At 65.9% G+C, this 21,420-nt stretch carries 20 protein-coding genes and 1 pseudogene; 6 read left to right on the forward strand and 15 right to left on the reverse strand.

Translation table 11 applies throughout. The features are described 5' to 3' along the window. Positions 1-323 precede the first annotated feature (323 nt). The 4 genes from AC1DS3_RS14385 to fae all read left to right on the forward strand — a co-directional run bounded on the left by AC1DS3_RS14385 (position 324) and on the right by fae (position 5,151). Entirely contained in the window at positions 324-722 is a 399-nt protein-coding gene (locus tag AC1DS3_RS14385; protein WP_441632997.1) for a hypothetical protein, read from the forward strand. 227 nt (positions 723-949) lie between these two features. Beyond that, entirely contained in the window at positions 950-3,001 is a 2,052-nt protein-coding gene (locus AC1DS3_RS14390) for a sigma-54-dependent Fis family transcriptional regulator (protein ID WP_477127409.1), read from the forward strand. Positions 3,002-3,326: 325 nt separating this feature from the next. Continuing rightward, positions 3,327-4,487 (forward strand): ATP-grasp domain-containing protein, encoded by a 1,161-nt coding sequence (locus tag AC1DS3_RS14395; RefSeq protein WP_477127410.1) that lies wholly within the window; start codon positions 3,327-3,329, stop codon positions 4,485-4,487. Between the two features lie 151 nt (positions 4,488-4,638). After that, entirely contained in the window at positions 4,639-5,151 is a 513-nt protein-coding gene (gene fae, locus AC1DS3_RS14400; protein WP_253932662.1) for a formaldehyde-activating enzyme, read from the forward strand. A gap of 84 nt (positions 5,152-5,235) precedes the next feature. Here fae and AC1DS3_RS14405 read toward each other — a convergent pair whose 3' ends face one another. The 12 genes and pseudogenes from AC1DS3_RS14405 to AC1DS3_RS14460 all read right to left on the reverse strand — a co-directional run bounded on the left by AC1DS3_RS14405 (position 5,236) and on the right by AC1DS3_RS14460 (position 16,570). Further along, positions 5,236-5,826, reverse strand: a complete 591-nt coding sequence (locus AC1DS3_RS14405) for an amino acid kinase family protein (protein WP_441633003.1) — start codon at positions 5,824-5,826, stop codon at positions 5,236-5,238. Between the two features lie 244 nt (positions 5,827-6,070). Beyond that, the gene (gene fba, locus AC1DS3_RS14410; RefSeq protein ID WP_477127411.1) at positions 6,071-7,108 is read right to left on the reverse strand and encodes a class II fructose-bisphosphate aldolase; all 1,038 of its coding nucleotides are present in this window, start codon (positions 7,106-7,108) and stop codon (positions 6,071-6,073) included. A 65-nt stretch (positions 7,109-7,173) separates the two neighbouring features. Beyond that, positions 7,174-7,305: pseudogene (gene pgk / locus AC1DS3_RS14415) on the reverse strand (phosphoglycerate kinase); the annotation flags it as partial. A gap of 131 nt (positions 7,306-7,436) precedes the next feature. Next, entirely contained in the window at positions 7,437-8,132 is a 696-nt protein-coding gene (gene gph, locus AC1DS3_RS14420; protein WP_441633007.1) for a phosphoglycolate phosphatase, read from the reverse strand. Then, on the reverse strand, positions 8,132-10,144 hold the full coding sequence (gene tkt / locus AC1DS3_RS14425; RefSeq protein ID WP_477127412.1) for a transketolase: 2,013 nt from the start codon (positions 10,142-10,144) through the stop codon (positions 8,132-8,134). The genes gph and tkt overlap by 1 nt, the downstream gene beginning before the upstream one ends. An 11-nt stretch (positions 10,145-10,155) precedes the next feature. After that, the gene (locus AC1DS3_RS14430) at positions 10,156-11,034 is read right to left on the reverse strand and encodes a phosphoribulokinase (RefSeq protein WP_441633011.1); all 879 of its coding nucleotides are present in this window, start codon (positions 11,032-11,034) and stop codon (positions 10,156-10,158) included. A gap of 11 nt (positions 11,035-11,045) precedes the next feature. Next, entirely contained in the window at positions 11,046-12,131 is a 1,086-nt protein-coding gene (locus AC1DS3_RS14435) for a class 1 fructose-bisphosphatase (protein ID WP_441633013.1), read from the reverse strand. Between the two features lie 49 nt (positions 12,132-12,180). Further along, positions 12,181-12,906, reverse strand: coding sequence for a ribulose-phosphate 3-epimerase (gene rpe, locus AC1DS3_RS14440; protein WP_441633015.1), 726 nt, complete (start codon positions 12,904-12,906; stop codon positions 12,181-12,183). A 1-nt stretch (position 12,907) separates the two neighbouring features. Further along, the gene (locus tag AC1DS3_RS14445; RefSeq protein WP_441633017.1) at positions 12,908-13,672 is read right to left on the reverse strand and encodes an HAD-IA family hydrolase; all 765 of its coding nucleotides are present in this window, start codon (positions 13,670-13,672) and stop codon (positions 12,908-12,910) included. A 3-nt stretch (positions 13,673-13,675) separates the two neighbouring features. Continuing rightward, the gene (cbbX, locus tag AC1DS3_RS14450) at positions 13,676-14,587 is read right to left on the reverse strand and encodes a CbbX protein (protein WP_441633019.1); all 912 of its coding nucleotides are present in this window, start codon (positions 14,585-14,587) and stop codon (positions 13,676-13,678) included. 37 nt (positions 14,588-14,624) lie between these two features. Continuing rightward, entirely contained in the window at positions 14,625-15,044 is a 420-nt protein-coding gene (locus tag AC1DS3_RS14455; protein ID WP_416048518.1) for a ribulose bisphosphate carboxylase small subunit, read from the reverse strand. 59 nt (positions 15,045-15,103) lie between these two features. Further along, positions 15,104-16,570: a form I ribulose bisphosphate carboxylase large subunit gene (locus tag AC1DS3_RS14460; RefSeq protein WP_477127413.1), complete on the reverse strand. Its 1,467-nt coding sequence runs from the start codon at positions 16,568-16,570 to the stop codon at positions 15,104-15,106. Between the two features lie 147 nt (positions 16,571-16,717). On the opposite strand from AC1DS3_RS14460, the gene AC1DS3_RS14465 reads away from it, so the two are divergent. After that, positions 16,718-17,668 carry a LysR substrate-binding domain-containing protein gene (locus AC1DS3_RS14465; RefSeq protein WP_477127414.1) on the forward strand — a complete coding sequence of 317 codons (951 nt, stop codon included), beginning with the start codon at positions 16,718-16,720 and terminating at the stop codon, positions 17,666-17,668. Here the strand turns inward: AC1DS3_RS14465 and AC1DS3_RS14470 are convergent. Continuing rightward, positions 17,665-17,844 carry a hypothetical protein gene (locus tag AC1DS3_RS14470; RefSeq protein ID WP_441633025.1) on the reverse strand — a complete coding sequence of 60 codons (180 nt, stop codon included), beginning with the start codon at positions 17,842-17,844 and terminating at the stop codon, positions 17,665-17,667. The two genes, AC1DS3_RS14465 and AC1DS3_RS14470, sit on opposite strands and share 4 nt — an antisense overlap. 376 nt (positions 17,845-18,220) lie before the next feature. Further along, positions 18,221-18,319, reverse strand: a complete 99-nt coding sequence (locus AC1DS3_RS14475; protein ID WP_441633027.1) for an aculeacin A acylase — start codon at positions 18,317-18,319, stop codon at positions 18,221-18,223. 416 nt (positions 18,320-18,735) lie between these two features. On the opposite strand from AC1DS3_RS14475, the gene AC1DS3_RS14480 reads away from it, so the two are divergent. Then, a complete protein-coding gene (locus AC1DS3_RS14480) occupies positions 18,736-18,930 on the forward strand; it encodes a heavy-metal-associated domain-containing protein (RefSeq protein WP_441633029.1) in 195 nt (64 codons plus the stop codon). A gap of 356 nt (positions 18,931-19,286) precedes the next feature. Here AC1DS3_RS14480 and AC1DS3_RS14485 read toward each other — a convergent pair whose 3' ends face one another. Next, entirely contained in the window at positions 19,287-21,263 is a 1,977-nt protein-coding gene (locus AC1DS3_RS14485; protein WP_477109173.1) for a phosphatase PAP2 family protein, read from the reverse strand. Positions 21,264-21,420 lie beyond the last annotated feature (157 nt).

The raw sequence follows: 21,420 nt of genomic DNA on the forward strand, positions 1-21,420 counted from the left end.
CCGTMGGAAAGGTGCCGCGCAGGCTTCTGCACGATCCATGCCCGAGCCGCGCAGTCGCCGCTTGCATGGCGAGTGTGCGGTGGGTCTTGAGCGCTTCGTGCCCGGCAGGCAATCACGCTGCGTCGCCCGGCCGGCACGAAGCGCTCGCATTCGTTCCAGGCGGGGGTGCGAGGCCGGGACAATATGTGTCAGAACTGGACCAGAAAGACGGCGTAGCGGGTTCGCGCGGCACCGTGGCGGGATGGCGCGCGACTTGCATCGTTATTGGGACAAGATTGCACAAGACGTTCCACAGAAAGCGCACACTACGAGGAGACCCCCGCATGCAGCCCTCCATCTTCGGCCTCCGGCAGCTTGCCTGCGTGCTGGCGGCATTGTCCATGGCTCCCGCCGACGCGCAAACCGCTCAAGACCTGCCTGCCAACAACTACCCCACTACCGCCCGCGTCGAATATGTGGGCGAGTGCATGGCAAGAAACGGCGGTGCCTACGTGTACCTGCACAAGTGTTCGTGCGCGATCGACCGGATCGCGGCGCAACTGCCATATGACGAGTATGTCGAATCGTCTACCTTCGCCAAGTACGCCACGCTTGGCGGCGAAGGCGGCGCGATATTCCGCGATCCGGAATACGGCAAGCACGCCGCCAAGCGCTATCGCGGCATCCAGGACGATGCGCTGCGCGCCTGCGGTGTTTCGCTGGCGACGCGGGCCGCGCGCTGAATTCGGCGCCGCCGGGAAACCTGAGGGTTTCCGCCCCGTTGATGCGATCGGAAGTCCGGCCTATAGTGTCACCTCGTTACACAAGATCGGCTTCCATCMGCATAACTACAGGCGCCGGTTTCTTTATTGCATCGCAGCGATTGCACTGCGGCTATTGCATAGCAACAGTTCGCGCCACGCCAGATTGCACCGCACAAAAGAGCCCGCAGGCTAAAAGGAGGAGCTCGGTGACAACACTTCAGTCCGCCAGTCACCACGTCGCGCAGATTCTCAATGTCGTCAACGGACAGTTATGCGGCACGCAGAACAGCTCGGTGGTGACACGCTCCTGGGCGCGCTGCCTGCGGGACTTCCAGCTGGACCCTGCGCAGCAGCGCATGCCTCCGATCCTGACCCAGCCGGAGTTCAACGAGCGGCGCGACCGCATGAGCGACCTGATCGCCTGCGCCAAGCTGGAGATGACCACGCTCTACCAGCAGCTCGCCGATCCCGAGCTGGCCGTGGTGCTGACCGATATGGATGGCGTCATCGTGCATATGGTGTCGTCGGTCGGTTTCTCGCAGGACGTGGAACCCCTGGGTTTGCRCACCGGCGCGGTCTGGAGCGAGCGCGAGGCCGGCACTAACGGCATGGGCACCTGCCTGATCGAAGCCGAGCCTGTTGCGGTGCGTCAGAATGAACACTATTTCGCGCAGTACACCTCGCTGACGTGCTCGGCCTCGCCGATCTTCAACGATCGCGGCGAACTGACCGCCGTGCTCGACGTCACCAGCCGCTCGCCGCTGCTGCAGCAGCATTCGCTGGTGCTGGTCGGCATGTCCCGCCAGATGATTGAAAACCGCTTGATGGACGAGCGGTTCAAGCACGCGCACCAGATCCATTTCCACAGCCGCCCCGAACTCGTCAACACGCTGCACGAAGGCAAGCTCGCGATCGACGACAGCGGCAGGGTGCTGGCAGCCAATCGCAGCGCGCTGTTCCAGCTGGATTTTCGCTCGCTGTCTGCCCTGCTCGGCAAACAGATCGACGAATTGTTCAAGACCTCGCTCGACGAAATCCTGGCGCGGTGCGCGCGCAACTCCTTCCATCCGGTGCCGGTCTATCGCGCGAGCGCGTCGAACCGCTTCTTCATGGTGGCCCAGCAGCCGAACCTCGGCACCAGCGGCGGCACCATTGGCGGCGCGAGAGCGGCCAACACCCAAGCCGCGCCGCGAGCGGCCAGCGTGGAACCCCCGACGGCTGTCCCGCGTGCCCCGGCCACGGTGGCACCGTCCACCAGACTGGCCTTTGGCGACCCGCAGATGGAAGCGCAGGTCCGGCTGGCGCAGCGCGTGATCACCCGGCGCATCCCCATCCTGCTGCACGGGGAGACCGGCAGCGGCAAGGAGGTCTTCGCCAATGCCCTGCACCAGATGAGCCCGGCGCGTGAGCGCGCCTTTGTCGCCATCAACTGTGCCTCGCTGCCGGAGAACCTGATCGAAAGCGAATTATTCGGCTACCGCGCCGGCGCGTTTACCGGCGCCCAGCGCGAAGGCCGGCGCGGCAAGATCATCCAGGCCAACGGCGGCACGCTGTTCCTGGACGAGATCGGCGACATGCCCATGACGTTGCAGTCCCGCCTGCTGCGCGTCCTGGAAGAACGTCAGGTCTCGCCGCTCGGCTCGGAGGCGGTGGTCAAGGTCGACTTCCAGCTGGTCAGCGCCAGCCACCGCAACCTGGCCGAACTGGTGCAGAGCGGCCAGTTCCGCGAAGACTTGTTCTACCGGCTCAACGGCATCGAGTTGCGCCTGCCGCCGCTGCGCGAGCGCACCGACCGGCTCACGCTGATGCAGCACATCCTCGCCGAGGAGGCGGAGCCGGACCAGGCACCGACGCTGGCGCCGGACGCCGTGCAGGCGCTGCTGCGCTACCCCTGGCCCGGCAATCTCCGGCAGTTGCGCCATGTGCTGCGCACCGCCCTGGCACTGTGCGACGGCGACACCATCGCTTGCCAGCACCTGCCGGCGGAAATCGTGCAAGGCGCGGGGGAAGCCGGCGCGCCCCGCGAGCCGGCCATGGCGGCGCAGCCCAATATGCCAGACGATGAAGCCAAGGCGCTGGCGCAGTTCAATGCCATCCAACTGAACGAACGCGACACCATCCTTGGCCTGCTCCACAAGCACCGCTGGAATGTCAGCACCGTAGCCCGCTCGCTCTCCATCAGCCGGAACACGCTGTACCGCAAGATACATCGGCTGCATATCAACCTGGCGCAGGCCGAGACGTCCGAGCAATCGTAGCGGCGCCGCCCTGCGTGCCACACCGAGGGGGCTGGCAGCCCCTCGCGCCCCTTACCTATCCTGCTGATCACGCCCTTGTCCAATGGCGTCGCCGGACGCGGGACAGCCTGTGCGAAAAGCGGAACAATGGCCGTGACAGTGCAAGGCCCCKACGCTTGCAACAGGCCCGATTCTCCCCCGATCCCACGCGCGTGGCTCGCTTGGTATGCCGATTGCTTTTTGTAGCGAATGCGAGCGCCACATCGACGCTGGCACCGACGCCGGCATCGCAGCCGATATGCCGGACCCCGCGCGCGAAATGCCCACCGAACCACCCTGACCCACCATGCCCTCCCAGACCCTCATCGTCGCCGCCCTGTCATCGCGGATGATGGCCGAGTCCGCAGCGCAAGCCGGCTTGCGCGTGGCCGCACTGGACCTGTTCGGCGATGCCGACACGCGGCATGTCGCGCAGCGCTGGGAGCCGATCGGCGCCACCGGGTCGATGGCGCTCGACGGCGAGCACGTGCTCGCCGCGCTGCGCCGCTTGCGCGACACCGTGCATCCGTTTGGCTGGGTTGCCGGTAGCGGCTTCGAACAACGACCCGATCTGCTCGACGCCGGCCACGCGCTGGTGCCGCTGCTCGGCAACAGTGCCGCCACCGTGCGCGGCGTCAAGCAGCCCGGCGCCTTCTTCCGGTTGCTGGCCGCGCTCGGCATTCCGCATCCGGAAACCACCATGGAGATGCCGCGCGAGCCGGCAGGCTGGCTGTGCAAAGCTGTCGGCGGCACCGGCGGCTCGCATATCCGCCAGCTGGCCAGCGCAGATGCCAACGCTGCCGACGCCGCCGACGGCACTCGGTACTTCCAGCGGCAAGGACCCGGCCTGCCGATGTCCGCGCTATTTGTTGCTCACCGCCGCGGCGTCCACCTGGTCGGCATCAGCCTGCAGCGCATCGGCTCGCACCACGACTGCCCCTATCTGTTCCACGGCGCTGCAGGCCCAGCGATGCTGCCGGCAAGCACCACCGCGCGTCTCGTCGAGATCATCCAATGCATCGCGCGCGAAACCAGCCTGGTGGGCCTGAACAGCATCGACTTCCTGTTCGACGCGCCGGACATCATGGTGCTTGAAGTGAACCCGCGGCCGCCGGCCAGCATGGCGCTCTATACCAACGCCTATCCGCTTGGCCTGATGCACGCGCACCTGCAGGCCTGCCGCGGCGAAACGCCCGAGCCACCGGCGGCGCGGCAGACCGGCGTGCGCGGCTTCCAGCATGTCTTTGCGCAAGACCCCGCGCAGATCAACGCCGCGCTCACTGTCGCGCTGATGCGCACTGGCTGGTGCCACGACATTCCCGTTCCCGGCAGCTATGTGGCTGCCGGCCACCCCTTCTGCTCGGTCTCCGCCGCCGGCCTGACGGAGGCCCTTCAGGCACGCGTCTGGCACAGACGCCTGAGCGACGGTCATCCATCTGCGCCGCTCTCACCGCCGCCGGCGCAATGATCGCAGCCCCTATCGCTCTCGGACCCTGTCCTTCCTACCCGCCTTTCACGCCGTGCCCAGGCTTGGCATGGAACGTGTTAGGTAAAGCCCGGGGGGACACATTGCGCCTTCTTTTCTTTTCCTGAACATCCTCTATCCGGGAGACTCGCAAATGGCAAAAATCGATCGTGTTCGTGTTGGCGAATCGCTGGTCGGCGACGGCAACGAGGTCGCGCATATCGACCTGATCCTTGGGCCGCGCGGCTCGGCTGCCGAGACCGCCTTCTGCAACGCGCTGACCAACAACAAGGACGGCTTCACCTCGTTGCTCGCCGTGGTGGCGCCGAACCTGCAGGCCAAGCCCAATACCGTGCTGTTCAACAAGGTCACCATCAAGGGCGCCAAGCAGGCCGTGCAGATGTTCGGCCCGGCCCAGCGCGGCGTTGCCATGGCGGTGGCGGATAGCGTGGAAGACGGCACCATTCCCGCCGCCGAAGCCGACGACCTGTTTATCAGCGTGGGCGTGTTCATCCACTGGCAGGCCGAGGACGACACCAAGATCCAGGACTACAACTACCAGGCCACGCGCGAAGCGATCCAGCGCGCCGTGGGGGGCTGGCCGAGCGCCGCCGAAGTGGTAGCCAAGAAGCAGAGTTCAGCGCATCCTTTCGCTGCGCATAGCTGATCGGCGGACATGCGCAGGCCGACCGCGGCCGGCCTGCGCATCAAGCATCGCACACCGTAGCCGGTAGCCAGGCGCCAATAGCCGTCAGCCGGCAGCCGGATGCAGCAGCAGTTCGCGCATGCGCGCCAGCTCGCTCTTGTGCAGAAATTCGATAGGATATGGCGCGCCACGCGTGAAATGCGCGAAGCGCCGGTCCACCAGCCCTTGTGCGGCATATTGCTCCACCGGCTGGCCGGCATCGGCCGGCGTGGATTTGACCAGCAGCAGCATCTCGGCGTTGAGGCGGTTCGACAGCCACGCGGCCATGCTGTCCGAACCGACGCCTGGGTGCGTCATCTCGTCGGCCTGCTCGCGCAACAGCGAAAACGGTGCCCACACGGCCACGCCGGCGTTGCGCAGCACGCCCTGGATGTCTTTCTCGTGCACCGCCAGCGACATGCCCGGGCACATGCCCTGCATCATCAGCCCGTACTGGGCCATGGCCAGCACCGCCATATTGTGCGCCACCACATGGTCGAACGCCCACTGCGCCCGGTACTCGCGCACCTGCCCCGCGAAGCCGCCGCCTCCCGGCACCACCACGATGCGGCCGCCGCCGAGCTCACTCAGCTCCTGCAGCCACTCGCGCAACAACGGGTCGCGGCCAAGGCTGCCGCCGAGTTTTACTACCCACATAGCCGCCACTCCAAGGCTGATGAATCCGCCTTGGCACATTCACGTTCCGTGCCAGCGCGGCGCGGCCCAAGGCGGGGTGCCGGCACCTCCGCCATGGTGACAGTCTGCGACAGGCATGGCGCACAAGCTGTCCCGCGCGGAACATCGATCCGTGCAACACGACAGAGCGCCAGACCCGCGCCCGCGCTCCATAGTGCGGGGATGGTCTGGCGCGTTGCCGGGCACGCGGGACGGCTCGCCTCGCCTAGCGGTAGCGCGGCACCAGCTTTTCCAGCGGCACCGGTTTGATCTTCGATGCCTGTCCGGCGCAGCCGAACGCCTCGAAGCGCAACCGCACCACGCTCTTGGCGCCCTTCTTGGCAGCCAGCAATGCCCTGCGCGGATCGAACTCGCTGCGGTCGTCGGCGAGGGACTTGCGGATGGCGCCGGTCATTGCCAGGCGGATATCGGTATCGATATTCACCTTGCGCACACCGGTCTTGATGCCGCGCAGGATTTCCTCGACCGGCACGCCATAGGTCTCCTTGATCTCGCCACCGTACTGGCGAATGATCTCCAGCCACTCCTGCGGCACCGAACTGGAACCATGCATGACCAGGTGGGTGTCGGGAATCTTCTGATGGATCTCGCGGATGCGGTCCATCGCCAGGATGTCGCCGGTCGGCTTGCGCGAAAATTTGTAGGCGCCGTGGCTGGTGCCAATGGCGATGGCCAGCGCATCCACGCCGGTGCGGGCGACGAAGTCGCGCGCCTGGTCCGGGTCGGTCAGCATCATGTCGTGCGACAGGATGCCAGCGGCACCAACGCCATCCTCCTCGCCGGCTTGCCCGGTTTCGAGCGAGCCCAGGCAACCCAGTTCGCCCTCGACCGAGACTCCTACCGCGTGCGCCATCTCGCAGACGCGGCGGGTCACGTCGACGTTGTAAGCGTAGTCCGACGGCGTCTTCATGWCTTCGCGCAGCGAACCGTCCATCATCACGCTGGTAAAGCCCGAGCGGATCGAGGCCTGGCACACCGCCGGGCTGGCGCCGTGATCCTGGTGCAGCACGATGGGAATATCCGGATGCGTCTCCGCCGCAGCCAGCACCATATGGCGCAGGTAGGCCTCGCCGGCATATTTGCGCGCGCCGGCCGAGGCCTGCAGGATGACCGGGCTGCCGCTCTCCTCGGCGGCTTCCATGATGGCGTGGATCTGTTCGAGGTTATTGACGTTGAAAGCCGGCACGCCGTAGCCGAACTCTCCCGCGTGGTCCAGCAACTGGCGCAGGGATACGAGTGACATGATGGAACTCCGTGGGTTGACGCTGATTTGGCGAATTCGCAAATTCGGTATGACAAGGGCGCCCGTCAGGCGGCAGCCCGCTGCTCCAGCACCTCGAAGGCCGGCAGTGTCTTGCCCTCCAGGAATTCGAGGAAGGCGCCGCCACCTGTCGAGATATAGCCGACCTGCTCCGCGATACCGTACTTGACGCTGGCGCTGAACGCCTTGGCACACACCACGTCCGCGGGGATCGTCACCGCGGGGTCCTGGCGGAGAGGGTTGGCGTGTCGCTATCTGGCTTCTGCGTGGCTTGATCTATCGTTGCTCTGCTTCGCTCTGCCTGCCCGACTCAGGCCAGCATCCGGCACGCAGGCGCAAGCAGTGCCGGCAGGTCTTCCAGCGAATCGATCACCGCATCGCCACCCAACGCGGCAACGCCGCCGGGGCCGGCATAGCCGTACCGCACCAGGAAGACCGGCATGCCTGCGGCGCGCGCCGCGGCCACGTCAACCGCCGAATCGCCGACCAGCACGCTGCGCCGCTCATCCGCCTGCAGCAGCCGGCAAGCATGGCGCAGCGGCTCGGGGTCCGGCTTCATCCGCGCGATCGAGTCGCCGCCGACCAGAACCTCCAGGTACCTGGCCAGCCCGGTCACGGCCAGCAGTGGCGCTGCCAGCGCTCTGGGCTTGTTGGTCACGCACGCGAGCCGGTAGCCCTGTTGCTGCAAGGCCTCCAGCCCGGCCTGCACGCCGGGGAAAACGCGGCCAAGGTGCCCGTTGACTTCTGCGTAGTGGCGGTGGAACACCGCCTCGGCGGAATCAGCRCCATCCCGATCGCCGCTTGGCGCGGTCTCCAGCACGCGCCGCACCAGGTTGGGCACACCCTTGCCAATAAAGCCGCTGATGATGTCAAAGGGCAATGGCGCGCGGCCCAGTTCGTCCAGCATGCGGTTGGCAGCCTCCACGATGTCGTGCGCCGTATCAATCAGGGTGCCGTCGAGGTCGACCAGCACCGCGGTGTAAGGCATGTCCGCTGCGATGCGCATCAYGGCCTCCCCAGCAGAGAACGCGCGGTATCCGCGACCCGCGCCGGCGTCAGGCCGAAGTGCTGGTACAGCGCTTCGGCTGGTGCCGAGGCACCGAAGGTATCGATTCCCACCGTGGCGCCCTGCTCGCCCACTACCGCGCGCCAGAACCAGGTGACGCCGGCCTCCACGCTGATGCGCGGCACACCGGGCGGCAGTACCGCTTCCCGGTAGGCCGCATCCTGCGCCTGAAAGCGCTCCACGCAGGGCATCGACACCACGCGCGTGTGGATCCCTTCCTCGGCCAGGTGGGCAGCGGCACGCACCGCGATCTCCACTTCCGAACCGGTAGCGATCAGCACCGCCTGAGGCGCCTGCGCGTCTTGCAGCACATAGCCGCCGCGCCGGATGCCGGCAAGTTGCCCGCCATCACGCGTGAACGGCGTCAGCGCCTGGCGCGACAGCAGCAGGCAGCTCGGCCCGTCGCCGCGCTGCACCGCGTCCAGCCAGGCCAGCGCGGTTTCCACGCCGTCGCAAGGGCGCCAGACCTGGTTGTTCGGGATCAGCCGCAAGCTGGCCGCGTGCTCGACCGGCTGGTGGGTGGGACCGTCCTCGCCCAGACCGATCGAGTCATGGGTGAGCACATGGATCACGCGTTGCCGCATCAGCGCGGCCATGCGGATGGCGTTTCGGGAATAGTCGGAGAACACCATGAACGTGCCACCGTACGGAATCAACCCGCCGTGCAGGGCCATGCCGTTCATGACCGCTGCCATGCCGAACTCGCGCACGCCGTAGCTGACGTAGTTGCCCTGCCCGGCGTGGTTGACCCACACCGAGGCCTTCACGTCGGTCAGGTTGGAGCCAGTCAGGTCGRCCGAGCCGCCCAGCAGCTCGGGCAAGGCGGCGCTCAGCGCTTCCAGCGTGAGTTGCGATGCCTTGCGCGTGGCGATCTTGCCGTGCAGGGCCGATGGTGTCTCCAGCAAGGCCATCAACCCGGCCTCGAATCCTTCCGGCAACCTGCCCCGGTCGCGGCGCAGGAACTCCGTGGCCAGCTCCGGATACGCCATGCTGTACCAGGCGAAACGTGCGTTCCAGTCCGCCTCGCGCTCGGCGCCCAGCGCACGCGCGTCCCAGGCGGCCGCCACGTCGGGTGGCACCGTGAAGGGCTCGGCCTCCCAGGCGAGCGTTTCGCGCATGGCGGCGATCTCCTGCGCGCCCAGCGGCGCGCCATGCACGTCGTGCCCGCCGGCCTTGGCCGGCGCGCCCTTGCCGATCACCGTCTTGCAGCAGATCAGCGTTGGACGCTCGCCCTGCGCCTTGGCCTGGCGGATGGCCCCATCGATGGCGCGGGCATCATGGCCATCGACGTTCGGGATCACATGCCAGCCGTAGGCTTCGAAGCGCCGCGGCGTGTCGTCGGCAAACCAGCCCGACACCTCGCCGTCGATGGAGATGCCGTTGTMGTCGTACAGGCAGATCAGCTTGCCGAGCCGCAGCGTCCCCGCCAACGAACAGGCTTCGTGGCTGATGCCCTCCATCAGGCAGCCATCACCGAGGAACACATAGGTGTGGTGATCCACGATGGMATGGCCCGGCCGATTGAAGTGCGCGGCCAGCAGCCTCTCCGACAGCGCCATGCCAACCGCGTTGGCCAGACCCTGCCCGAGCGGGCCGGTGGTGGTCTCGATGCCCGGCGTGTGGCCGACTTCCGGATGCCCCGGCGTGGCCGAATGCAACTGGCGAAACTGGCGCAGCTGCGCCATCGGCAGCGCGTAGCCGCTCAGGTGGAGCAACCCGTACAGCAGCATGGAGGCATGGCCGTTGGAGAGCACGAAGCGGTCACGGTCGGGCCATGCCGGGTTGGCGGGGTTATGGCGCAGGTGATGCCGCCACAGCACTTCGGCCATCTCGGCCATGCCCATGGGCGCTCCCGGATGGCCAGACCTGGCCTGCTCCACCGCGTCGGCCGCGAGAAAGCGTAGCGCGTGGGCGCAGCGCGCCGCCGGATCGATACGTTCTGGTGCGTTCATGGCTTGACTCCTTACTCGTCGGCGCGCTGGCGGCGCTCCATCATGCGCAGCACGAAGGGGGTGAAGATCAGCTGCATGGCGAGTTCCATCTTGCCGCCGGGAACCACGATGGTATTGGCGCGCGACATGAAGGAGTCGTGCACCATGCTCAGCAGGTACTGGAAGTCRATGCCCTTGGGGTTGGCGAAGCGGATCACCACCATGCTTTCGTCCGGCGCCGGAATCTCGCGGGCGATAAACGGGTTGGAGGTATCCACGCACGGCACGCGCTGGAAATTCACGTGGGTACGCGAGAATTGCGGGCAGATGTAATTCACGTAGTCCGGCATGCGCCGCAGGATGGTGTCGGTCACCGCCTCGCTCGAGTAGCCACGCTGCTTCTGGTCGCGCCACAGCTTCTGGATCCATTCCAGGTTGATCACCGGCACCACGCCGATCAGCAGGTCGGGATAGCGGGCCACATTGACCTCGTCGGTCACCACGCCGCCGTGCAGGCCCTCGTAGAACAGCAGCTCGGCGTCATCCGGCAGCGGCTCCCAGGCGGTAAAGGTGCCCGGTTCCTGCTGGCAGGCGGCAGCCTCCTCGGCGTTGTGCAGGTAGCGGCGCCGCATGCCGGTGCCGGACTCCGCATAGGTGCGGAACAGGTTTTCCAGCTCACCAAAGAGGTTGGTGCCGGGGCCGAAGTGGCTGAAGTTCATATTGCCGCTCTGCTCCGCCTCGGTCATCCGGACCTTCATCTCGGCGCGGTTGTAGCGGTGGAAGCTGTCGCCCTCGATCACCACGGATTTCACGCCTTCGCGGCGAAAGATGTTCTCGAAGGTGCGGGTGACGGAGGTGGTGCCGGCGCCGGAGGAACCGGTAATGGCGATGATGGGATAGCGTTCGGACATGAGCATGCACCTCAGGCGGGGACGCGGAACAGGCTGCGTTCGTTGAACAGGGGATTAGGAAGCTCGGCGCCGGGCGGATCGCTGTGATAGCGCTCGATCCGCTCCACCTCGTTGCGCGAGCCGAAAACCACGCCGATGCGCTGGTGCAGCGCGCCCGGCTGGACCGACATCAACGGCTGCCGACCGGTGCTGGCGCGCCCGCCCGCCTGCTCCATCAGGAACGCGATGGGGTTGGCCTCGTACAGCAGGCGCAGGCGACCGGCCTTGGCCGGGTCCTTGCTGTCGCGTGGATACATGAAGACGCCGCCGCGCATCAGGATGCGGTGCGCCTCGGCCACCATCGAGGCAATCCAGCGCATGTTGAAATCCTTGCCGCGCGGCCCGGTCCTGCCCGCCACGCACTCGGCGATGTACTGCCGCACCGGCGCCTCCCAGAAGCGGCTGTTGGAGGTATTGATGGCGAACTCGTGCGTGTCCGGCGGCACCATCAGGTTGGCGTGGGTGAGGAAGAACTCGCCCAGGTTGGGATCCAGCGTGAAGCCGTTGACGCCATTGCCCACGGTGAGCACCAGCATGGTGGTGGGACCATAGATGGCGTAGCCGGCCGCGACCTGGGCCGTGCCGGGTTGCAGGAAATGCTGCTCGGCCACCGCATCCACGCCCTCCGGCGCGCGCAGCACGGAGAAGATGCTGCCCACCGAGACGTTGACATCGATATTGGATGAGCCGTCGAGCGGATCGAACACCAGCAGGTACTTGCCGCGCGGATACTGCGACGGGATCTGGTAAGGCGTCTCCATTTCCTCCGACGCCATGCCGGCCAGGTAGCCCCCCCACTCGTTGACGCGCAGGAAGGCAGCATTGCTCAGCACATCGAGCTTTTGCTGCGTCTCGCCCTGTACGTTGACGGCGCCATCGGCGCTGCCATGCAGGCCGCCCAGCGCGCCAAGCGCGACGGCGCGCGCGATCTCCTTGCAGGCCATGGCGACGTTGAGTATCAGGCCATTGAAGCCGCCGCTGGCCTGCGGGTAGCGGCGGCGCTCCTCAATCAGGAACTGCGTCAAGGTCATTCGGTGTGGCTGGTTTTGCTGTGGCATGGCAGGTCTCCTCTTTTTATCGGTCTTTGCATTGCGTGCCGGGGCCGCGCTAAGCCAGCGCGGCTTCGCGCAAATGCCGAAGAATGGCGCGATAGCCGCCGTCCGGATCCGGCGCGCCGAATACCGCGCTGCCGGCGACGAAGGTATCCGCGCCCGCACGGGCGATGTCGGCAATGTTGTCGCGCTTCACGCCGCCGTCGACCTCCAGCCAGACGGGCCGGCCGCCGGCCTTGACGTGCCGGTCGATGCGGGCGCGCGCCTCGCGCAGCTTGGCGAGCGTGCCTGGAATGAACTGCTGTCCGCCGAAGCCCGGATTCACGCTCATCAGCAACACCATGTCGAGCTGGTCCAGCGTGTGGGCCAGGTAGTCCAGCGGCGTGGCCGGATTGAACACCAGGCCGGCCTTGCAGCCGTGCTCGCGAATCAGCCCGATCGTGCGGTCGACATGACGGCTCGCTTCCGGATGAAAGGTGATGATCGAGGCGCCAGCCTTGGCGAACATCGGGATCAGCGCATCGACCGGCTCCACCATCAGGTGCACGTCGATGGGGATGGAGACATGCGGGCGGATCGCCTCGCACACCAGGGGGCCGATGGTCAGGTTGGGCACATAGTGGTTGTCCATCACGTCGAAGTGCACCAGGTCGGCACCCGCTGCCTCGATCGCGCGCACTTCCTCGCCCAGTCGCGCGAAATCGGCGGACAGGATGGAGGGCGCAAGGCGAATCGTCCGGCTCTTTCCGCCTTCATCGCCTTCATGGTCATGGGTACGCATATCAGGCAGCCTCGAACAAGGTGCCGCGATGCCAGCGGCGCAGCGCAGCCAGATCGGCCCAGCGGTGGTCAGCGCCCGGCAGGGGCTGTGGCATCGGCTCGCCGGGATCACCAAGATGCGGCAGCACCAGCAGCGCGCCATCGAAGCGCTCCTGCGCGGTATAGGCGGTTGGCGTGATCACAGTGGGAATGCCGGCCGCCTGCGCGGCGCGCAAGCCGTTCTCGGAATCCTCCAGCGCCAGGCAGTCGGCCGCTTCCAGGGCGAGCCGCGCCAGCACCGCCAGGTAGACATCCGGCGCGGGCTTTTTTACCGCGGTGGTGCCGGCGTCGCAGATGGCGGCAAAGTGCTGGCGCCAGCCCGCGCCCAGCGGCGCGCGCAGCAGCGCGTCGAGGTTGGCCGGCGTGGTGGTGGTGGCGATCGCGATGGGCGTGCCGGACTGGCCGGCCTCCTCGATCAACCGCGCAATGCCGGGGCGCAGCGGCAGCGCGCCGCCGCCGACGCGCTCGGCATAGTGGCGGGTCTTGATGGCGTGCACCGCCGCGATGGTTTCAGCCACCTTGCTGCCGCGGGCTTCCTCCGGATCCACCATGCGCCAGTAATGCAGCAGCCGCTCCTTGCCGCCGGCCACCTTGAGCAGGCGCGTGTAGAGCGCCGCATCCCAGCACCAGTCGAGGCCGACCTCGGCAAACGCGGCATTGAAGGCATGGAGATGGGCGGACTCCGTATCGGCCAGGCTGCCGTCGACATCGAAGATCAGGGCTTGCATGGCTCACTCCTTGTCGGGTGCCGGCGCGAACACGCGGCTGGCGAGCAGATCGGGGGCGGTAATGGTGGTCAGCGCCAGGTCGTCGGCGACCGCGCCGGGGTCGCGCAGCAGGCGCGAAGCGTGGCGCAGCCGCGCGCGGTCGAGCGCGTTGCGCACGCTGCGGGCATTGGCAAAGTGCGGCTGCGCCATGCGGCGCACCAGGTAGTCGGCAAAGACGGCACGGCTCTGCGCGTCGAAGCGGTACTGCATCGCATCCAGCATCAGGTCCGCGATCTGGCCCAGTTCGTCGACCTGGTAGTCGGGAAAATCGATGTGATGGGCAATGCGCGAGGACATGCCCGGATTGGATTCGAAAAACCGGTCCATGCGGTCCTTGTAGCCGGCCAGGATCACCACCAGGTCGTCCCGGTTGTTCTCCATCACCTGCAGCAGGATCTCGATGGCTTCCTGGCCGTAGTCGCGCTCGTTCTCGGGCCGGTAGAGGTAGTAGGCCTCGTCGATAAACAGCACGCCGCCCATCGCCTTCTTCAGGATTTCCTTGGTCTTGGGCGCGGTGTGGCCAATGTACTGGCCGACCAGGTCATCGCGCGTGACTGCCACCAGGTGTCCCCGGCGCACATAGCCGAGCTGATGGAGTATCTGCGCCATGCGCATGGCCACGGTGGTCTTGCCGGTGCCGGGATTGCCGGTGAAGCACATGTGCAGGCTGGGCGCGCCGGCGCTGAACCCGCGCGCCGCCCGCAGCTTGTCAACCAGCAGCAGCGCCGCGATATCGCGGATACGCGATTTCACCGGCGCCAGCCCGATCAGCTGGCGGTCAAGCTGGTCCAGCAAGCCGGCGATGCCCGAGCTGGCAAGCAGGTCCGCCAGCGTGCCGGGCGGCTGCAGGTGCGAGGGGGATTCTGGCGCGGACATGGCGTCCTCCCTGAATGTCGGCGAAAGGTCGGCTGGCTTAATAACGGCTGCCTTCGGGGCGAGCCTGCACGGCGTAGCTTTCGATCGAATAGCGCACCGTGCGGCCCGGCTCTTCCTGACGCACCAGGCGGAAGCCCGGCTCGTCCGCGGGACGGTTGACGATGAACGACATCACCACCGACTCCACCGTATGGGTCGCGTCGAAGGCCATCACGCGGATATAGTGGTTGGGGAACGTCTTGCGCGCGTTGTTGACCTCCAGCAGGATGCCGGCGGCATCGCGCAGGTCGAACATCGGCAGGCCGAACATCTCCCAGTACGTGTTGCGCGGATGCGGGTCGTCGGTGTATTCGATGCCGACGGCCCAGCCTTTGCCCAGGCAGTACTCGACCTGGCTGGTGATCTGTGCGTCGGTGAGCTCAGGCAGGAAGGAGAAAGTGCCTTGCGTAATGCGCATGATGTCCTCGTCTCTGGTTCGTTGGTATCGGATGGTCTCGATCAGGGCGCGCGGCGCGCTCAGGCCACCGATGCGGTGGGCACGAAATCCGAGGTGTCGGTCGGCGTGTAGTTGAAGCTGATATCGCCCCAGGTATCGAGCGCGGCCCGCAGCGGCGAGCACCACCTGGCGGCATCGCGCAGGATGTCCGGTCCCTCGTTGGCAATATCGCGCCCTTCGTTGCGTGCCAGCACCATCGCTTCCAGCGCCACGCGATTGGCCGTAGCGCCGGCCTGGATGCCTTGCGGGTGGCCGATGGTGCCGCCACCGAACTGCAGCACGACGTCATCGCCGAACAGGTCGAGCAATTGGTGCATCTGGCCTGCGTGGATGCCGCCCGAGGCCACCGGCATCACCTTGCGCAACGAGGCCCAGTCCTGGTCGAAGAACAGCCCGCGCGTCAGGTCGGTCTTCGTATAAGCGTCGCGGCAGACGTTGTAATAGCCCTGCACGGTGAGTGGATCGCCTTCGAGCTTGCCCACCGCCGTGCCCGTATGCATATGATCGACCCCGGCCAGGCGCAGCCATTTGGCGATCACCCGGAACGACACGCCGTGATTTTTCTGGCGTGTGTAGGTGCCATGGCCAGCGCGGTGCAAGTGCAGCACCATGTCGTTCTGGTGGCACCAGTTGCTCATCGACTGGATGCAGGTCCAGCCCACGATCAGGTCGATCATGACGATCACCGAGCCGAGCGATTTGGCGAACTCGGCGCGCCGGTACATCTCCTCCATGGTGCCGGCGGTCACGTTGAGGTAGCTGCCCTTGACCTCGCCGGTCGCTGCGGATGCCTTGTTGACCGCATCCATCACGAACAGGAAGCGGTCACGCCAGTGCATGAAGGGTTGCGAATTGATGTTCTCGTCGTCCTTCATGAAATCCAGCCCGCCCTTCAGGCCTTCATAGACCACGCGGCCGTAGTTGCGCCCCGACAGCCCCAGCTTGGGCTTGGTGGTGGCGCCCAGCAGCGGGCGGCCGAACTTGTCAAGGCGCTCGCGCTCGACAATGATGCCGGTGGGCGGGCCGGCGAAGGTCTTCACATAGGCCACTGGGAAACGCATGTCTTCCAGGCGGGCCGCCTTGATCGGCTTGAAGCTGAACACGTTGCCGATGATGGAGGCGGTCAGGTTGGCGATCGAGCCTTCCTCGAACAGCGACAGGTCGTACGCCACGTAGCAGAAAAACTGCTCGGGATTGTTCGGCACCGGATCCACGCGATAGGCCTTGGCCCGGTACATATCGCAGGCGGTCAGGCGGTCGGTCCACACCACCGTCCAGGTAGCGGTGGACGATTCGCCAGCTACCGCGGCGGCAGCCTCGACCGGATCCACGCCCGCCTGCGGCGTGATGCGGAACAGTGCGAGCAGATCGGTGTCCTTGGGCTCGTAGCCTTCATCCCAATAGCCCATCTCCTTGTACTTCATCACGCCGGCGTCGTAGCGCTTGCGCGGCTTGGCGGTGGCTTGGATCGTCTCAGGTGCGTTCATGGTGTTTCCTTCCCGTGGGTTGGCGACTTGGCTGCCTGACTGCATTGCGGCGTCGTGAGGGAAAAGATACCCAGCTATCCCCATAAGGTAAATTCAGATATTCTTAGCCAGCATATAAGGGATCCCTTAAGGTGTTGCACGCCAGCCATGTCCTTCCTCCGTTCCCTCACCCTTCGCCAGTTGCAGATCTTCGTCACCGTTGCCCGGCACGCCAGCTTCGTGCGGGCGGCCGAGGAACTGCACCTGACCCAGCCGGCGGTCTCAATGCAGGTCAAGCAGCTCGAGTCCGTGGTCGGGCTGCCGCTGTTCGAGCGCGTCAGCCGCCAGCTCACCCTGACCGAGGCCGGCGACCGCCTCCTGCATCACGCCTCGCGCATCCTAGGTGAGGTGAAAGACGCCGAGGACGGGCTGCAGGCCGTCAAGGGCATTGACCAGGGCTCGATCTCGATCGGGCTGATCAGCACCGCCAAGTATTTCGCGCCAAAGCTGCTCGCTGCCTACTCGGCGCGCTACCCGAACGTGGACGTTCGCTTCGCCGAAGGCAACCGCGAGACGCTGCTGCGCCTGMTGCAGGACAACGAAATCGACCTCGCGCTGATGGGCCGGCCACCGCGCGAGCTGGTTGCCGTCTCGGAACCCATCGCCACGCACCCGCACGTGATAGTGGCCTCGCCACGGCATCCACTGCTCGAGGCAGAGGGCTTCGATCTGCAAGAACTGCGCCACGAAACCTTCCTGCTGCKCGAGCCCGGCTCCGGCACCCGCACGGTGGCCGAGGAAATGTTCAGGCACCACTTGTTCGCGCCGGCCAAAGTGGTCACTCTGGGCAGCAATGAAACAATCAAGCAGGCCGTGATGGCCGGCATGGGCATCAGTCTGTTGTCACTGCACACTCTGTCACTGGAATTGCGCACCAAGGAGATTGCTCTGCTGGATGTGTCCGGCACGCCGATCGAACGCGTCTGGCATATCGTGCACATGGCGAGCAAGCGGCTGATGCCTGCGAGCGAAGGTTGCCGTGCGTTCCTGCTAGAACATACGGCGGCGTACCTGGGGCGGGAATACGCCGGGCTGTTGCCTGGGCGGCGCACGGCCTAGCGGTTGGAGGGGTGCCTGGGTGCGTAGCGCGTCGTCCAGGGTTGGCCGATGCGCGGCAAGCGCACATCAGCCGTGCCGGCGTTGGCGCGCAACACCAACTCACCGATGATGCCACCGTCCACCAGCAGTTCGGTGCCGGTGAGATAGGCGCCGCTTCCGACGCGAGAGCGGTGCACACGTGGGCCACGTGCGTGCGCGGCCCATGGAACCTGCGCGGCGCGTACTGCTGCGCCACAATCCGTGTGAAATGGGTCACCACCGGCTTGGCAGATCCGTAGAACTGGCCCTTTAGCCGCACACCCCGCCTATCGCGTCATGCGCGGCGCGAAGGTAGCTTCCAAGATGCTCGACACGTTGCGTATCGTCAAGCATCCCTGCGCCGAATCGCGGGTCGTTCAGTGCGAAACCAGTCTCGGTGATGTAGATTTCCTGGGCGGCCTGTCCTGCCATCGGACAGGACAGGTATCGCCGTCTTACGTCAACAGACGAGGGACGGCCATCGCCTATCGATGGCAGCGCGGGGCCGGCGGGCCCGCTCCCAACGCCGCCGGATTACTGGCTCAGCCGCGTTACCTTCAACTGCGGGTCCGCCGCGATGGCCTGCTCGCTGAACGGCAGCCGCACCCAGCGCTTGGCGGAGTACTCCGCCATCTGGTCAAAGGCGTGCGGCGACTGCTGACCTATGGYGTAGGCCTTGGGGATCTGACCGCCCAGATTGCCCGATCCTTACGGATTTGGCTGTGCCGACTGCCGCGGCCAAACAGCGTTCACAGGCTCCACATAGGACGCCTCGGTTTGGGGTCAACGCGCCCGCCTCGTCACGCGATCGCGCCGCCACGGCGACTCGTTCGCGCGCTGAGATGAGCGCGCACCAGATTTCTTGCCTCATTCTTACCCAACCGAGGTCAGCGTTCTTCAATGGTCATCCCTTCTCGGGTTCGCTCAAACGCGGGGCAAGAATTCCGCCATCGAAATCGACGTAAAAAAATTTCGCTGAAAAGCGTTTGACCTTACCACGCTGTCAAACCCCATATTGGTCGGACAGAGTAACCAACCAGGAGATCAAGATGCTTCGTTTCTACATTCCAAACATGACCTGCGGCGGCTGCGCCAAATCCGTCACCAAGGCGCTGCTGAGCGTCGATCCGCAAGCCCGCGTCGAAACCGACCCGCCCGCGCGTGAAGTTCGGGTCGATAGCGCCTTGGACGAGAGCGCTTTCCTCGCGGTGCTTAGCGAGGCCGGGTACCCGGACAAGCAGTGACCCGAAGCGATGACGATTGACGTTGACAGCCTTGGCCGGTGTACGAAACGCGCTTCTTTAGGGCCTCCAGAACTGCCAACGCCCCGGTACTGTCGGCGATGTCCGCCGGCGTCAAGTTCGCCATCAGCAACCGGCCATTCGTATCCACGGCAATATGTCATCCAGGCTGAGGTTGGCGATTGACTCGTCATCGCCCCGTCTCCCATTCGTCGATTGGGAGACGGGCGACACCCACCGACAATGGACATCACCGGAAATCAGGAAAGCCGCCCGAATGAACTGCACCCCAAGAGCTGGACACCCGTTCAACCTTTGGGGTGCAGTTCACGAAGGTGGCTTTCTTCGTTGTCACAACATCAAGCCGTCCCGTCGATCCGCAGCGACAAGCCCGTAGGCGTGTAGATGGCCGTGGTCTTGTAGCCCGGCACCGAGATGGTGGTGTATTGGCCCTTCAGGCTGGCACTGGAAAGCAGGCTGATGGTGTCCCCCGCCGCCGGACGGAAGCCGCTGCGGAAGTTCACCGTCAACGCGCCGCCCGCCACGGTGGCGATGCCACTGACCGCGAGACGGCCGGCGCCCCCGCTGCCCACGTCCAGTTGCAACGTGGTGTTGGCCAGCTGCGTGTAGGCGCCGGCGATCACCAACTGTGCGTCGGCGCTGGAAGCCAGGGTGCCGCCACCGAGATAGACGTCGCCCTTGCCGAAGGCCGTGGCCGAGAGGGCCTGCAGCGTGCCGGCCGCGACCTGCGTGCCGCCGGTGTAGCTGTTCTGGCCGCCCAGGCGCAGCGTGCCGCTGCCCTGCTTGTTCAGCTTGCCGGCACCGCCGATGTCGTTGCGCCAGGTGTCGAGCGCATTGAAGCCGCCCAGAGAGGCATCCATGTTGACCACCACGTCGCCGTTGAAGGCGCCGTAGCCGTCTGCCGCGGCGAACAAGTTGATGCGTCCCCAGCCCTCGGCGTCGTCCATCACCGGATAGCCCGACGGCATCGCAGTGGTCTTCAATACCACGCGGCGCTGGTTGGCATCCAGGTAAGGCAGGCGCGTTTCCAGCAGCACCTCGGCGCTCTTGGGGACCACCGCTGGCTTGGTGGTATCGGCGATCTGCGCGAAGCCAAAAGTCATGCGGCGGTTGTAGTTGGCCTTGTTGGTGGCGTAGTCCGCAAAGCGGTCGGTGGCCGTGGTGCCGGAATGCGCGATATCGTTGAAGGCCAGCTTGGTATCAGCCTTGGCCGCCGCCATCAGCGTGCTGTGGGCCTGGTCATAAGCGGCGGCCTTGCGCGCGGCGTTGGCGCCAGTGGCGATGCTGGCGGCGGCGGTGGCCTGGCCGAGCATGCGGCCACTGACCACGTCCAGCGGCGAATGCATGCCAGCGACAATGCGGTTCTCGCCCAGCTCCAGTCCGCGTGTGACCATTTCCTGGAAGCGCTCCGGTACGGCATAGGCCATGGCGATGGCGTCGCGCACGGCTTCGGCGGTGTGGCCGCTGGTGAAACCGCCATCGGTGGCGGGCGTGCCGCTTTTGGCCGGCACCAGCGCGGGGATGAGGTTGACACTGCTGCTCCAGCGCCACGGCCGCGCGTATTTGTAGAAGCGCTTGGCCGGCTCAGTGGAGCCGTTCTCGCCGATGTTGCTCACAAAGTCCACCACGGTGCCAAAACTGGTGTTGGTGCTACCTCCCACGCCGACGTTGTTGCCGCCGTCGTTGTACAACACGGTGGTGGCGTCGCTAGCGATGCTGGTGATGGTGGTGGTCTGTTGCGCGGCGGCCTGCCAGGTGGCAGTCAGCGGGCCCAGGCCGTCACTGACGCTGTAACCCTTGTTGCGCCGATCGTCCAGGTACGCGGCCAGTTCCTGCGCGGCAGTGCGCTGCGCGGTCACATTGGCCACGTACTGGATGTTGGCGCCGAGCACGCTTGCGTTCAGGATGGTGCCATCGGTACTGTCTCCAGGAATGCCGGTCCAGCTGGATGCCACCACGGCGGGGAAGCTGCCGTTCGCGGCCGCGGTGACGCCGGCATCAACGATCAGCGTAGTGGGCTTCCACAGGTCAAGAAAGCCGCTTAACACGCGCACCCCGGCGTTGGTTTCCTTGGTGGCGTAGCGCGCGTCGCCGCGTTGGTTCGTATAGGCGTAGTCCACGAAGGGCAGTACGGCGGCCTGGTCGGCCACCGGTGCGGAGTCGGCGAAGCCCAGGTCCTTGGGTGCGGCGGGGATCGACAGCGGCTGCGCGAGCGCGGATGTGGTGGTGGCATCGTCGCCACCACCGCAGGCGGTCAGCAACATGGCGCCGATCAACGCGGCGGTCAGGACACGGAGGGAACTTGGAGGAAACATGAGATGCGGGCGCCAGGGCCCAGGGCGTTGCGATCCGCGGATGCTACGCAGTCATTGTGAATTCTTTATGACTCTTAATGCACTTTTTTGGTGCGCCGCGCAATTGGGACGACTTCATCTCAGCTCCGTCGACCGAGGTCATCTCCATTGGCCCCTG

This window comes from Cupriavidus sp. 01L46 (assembly GCF_056399905.1).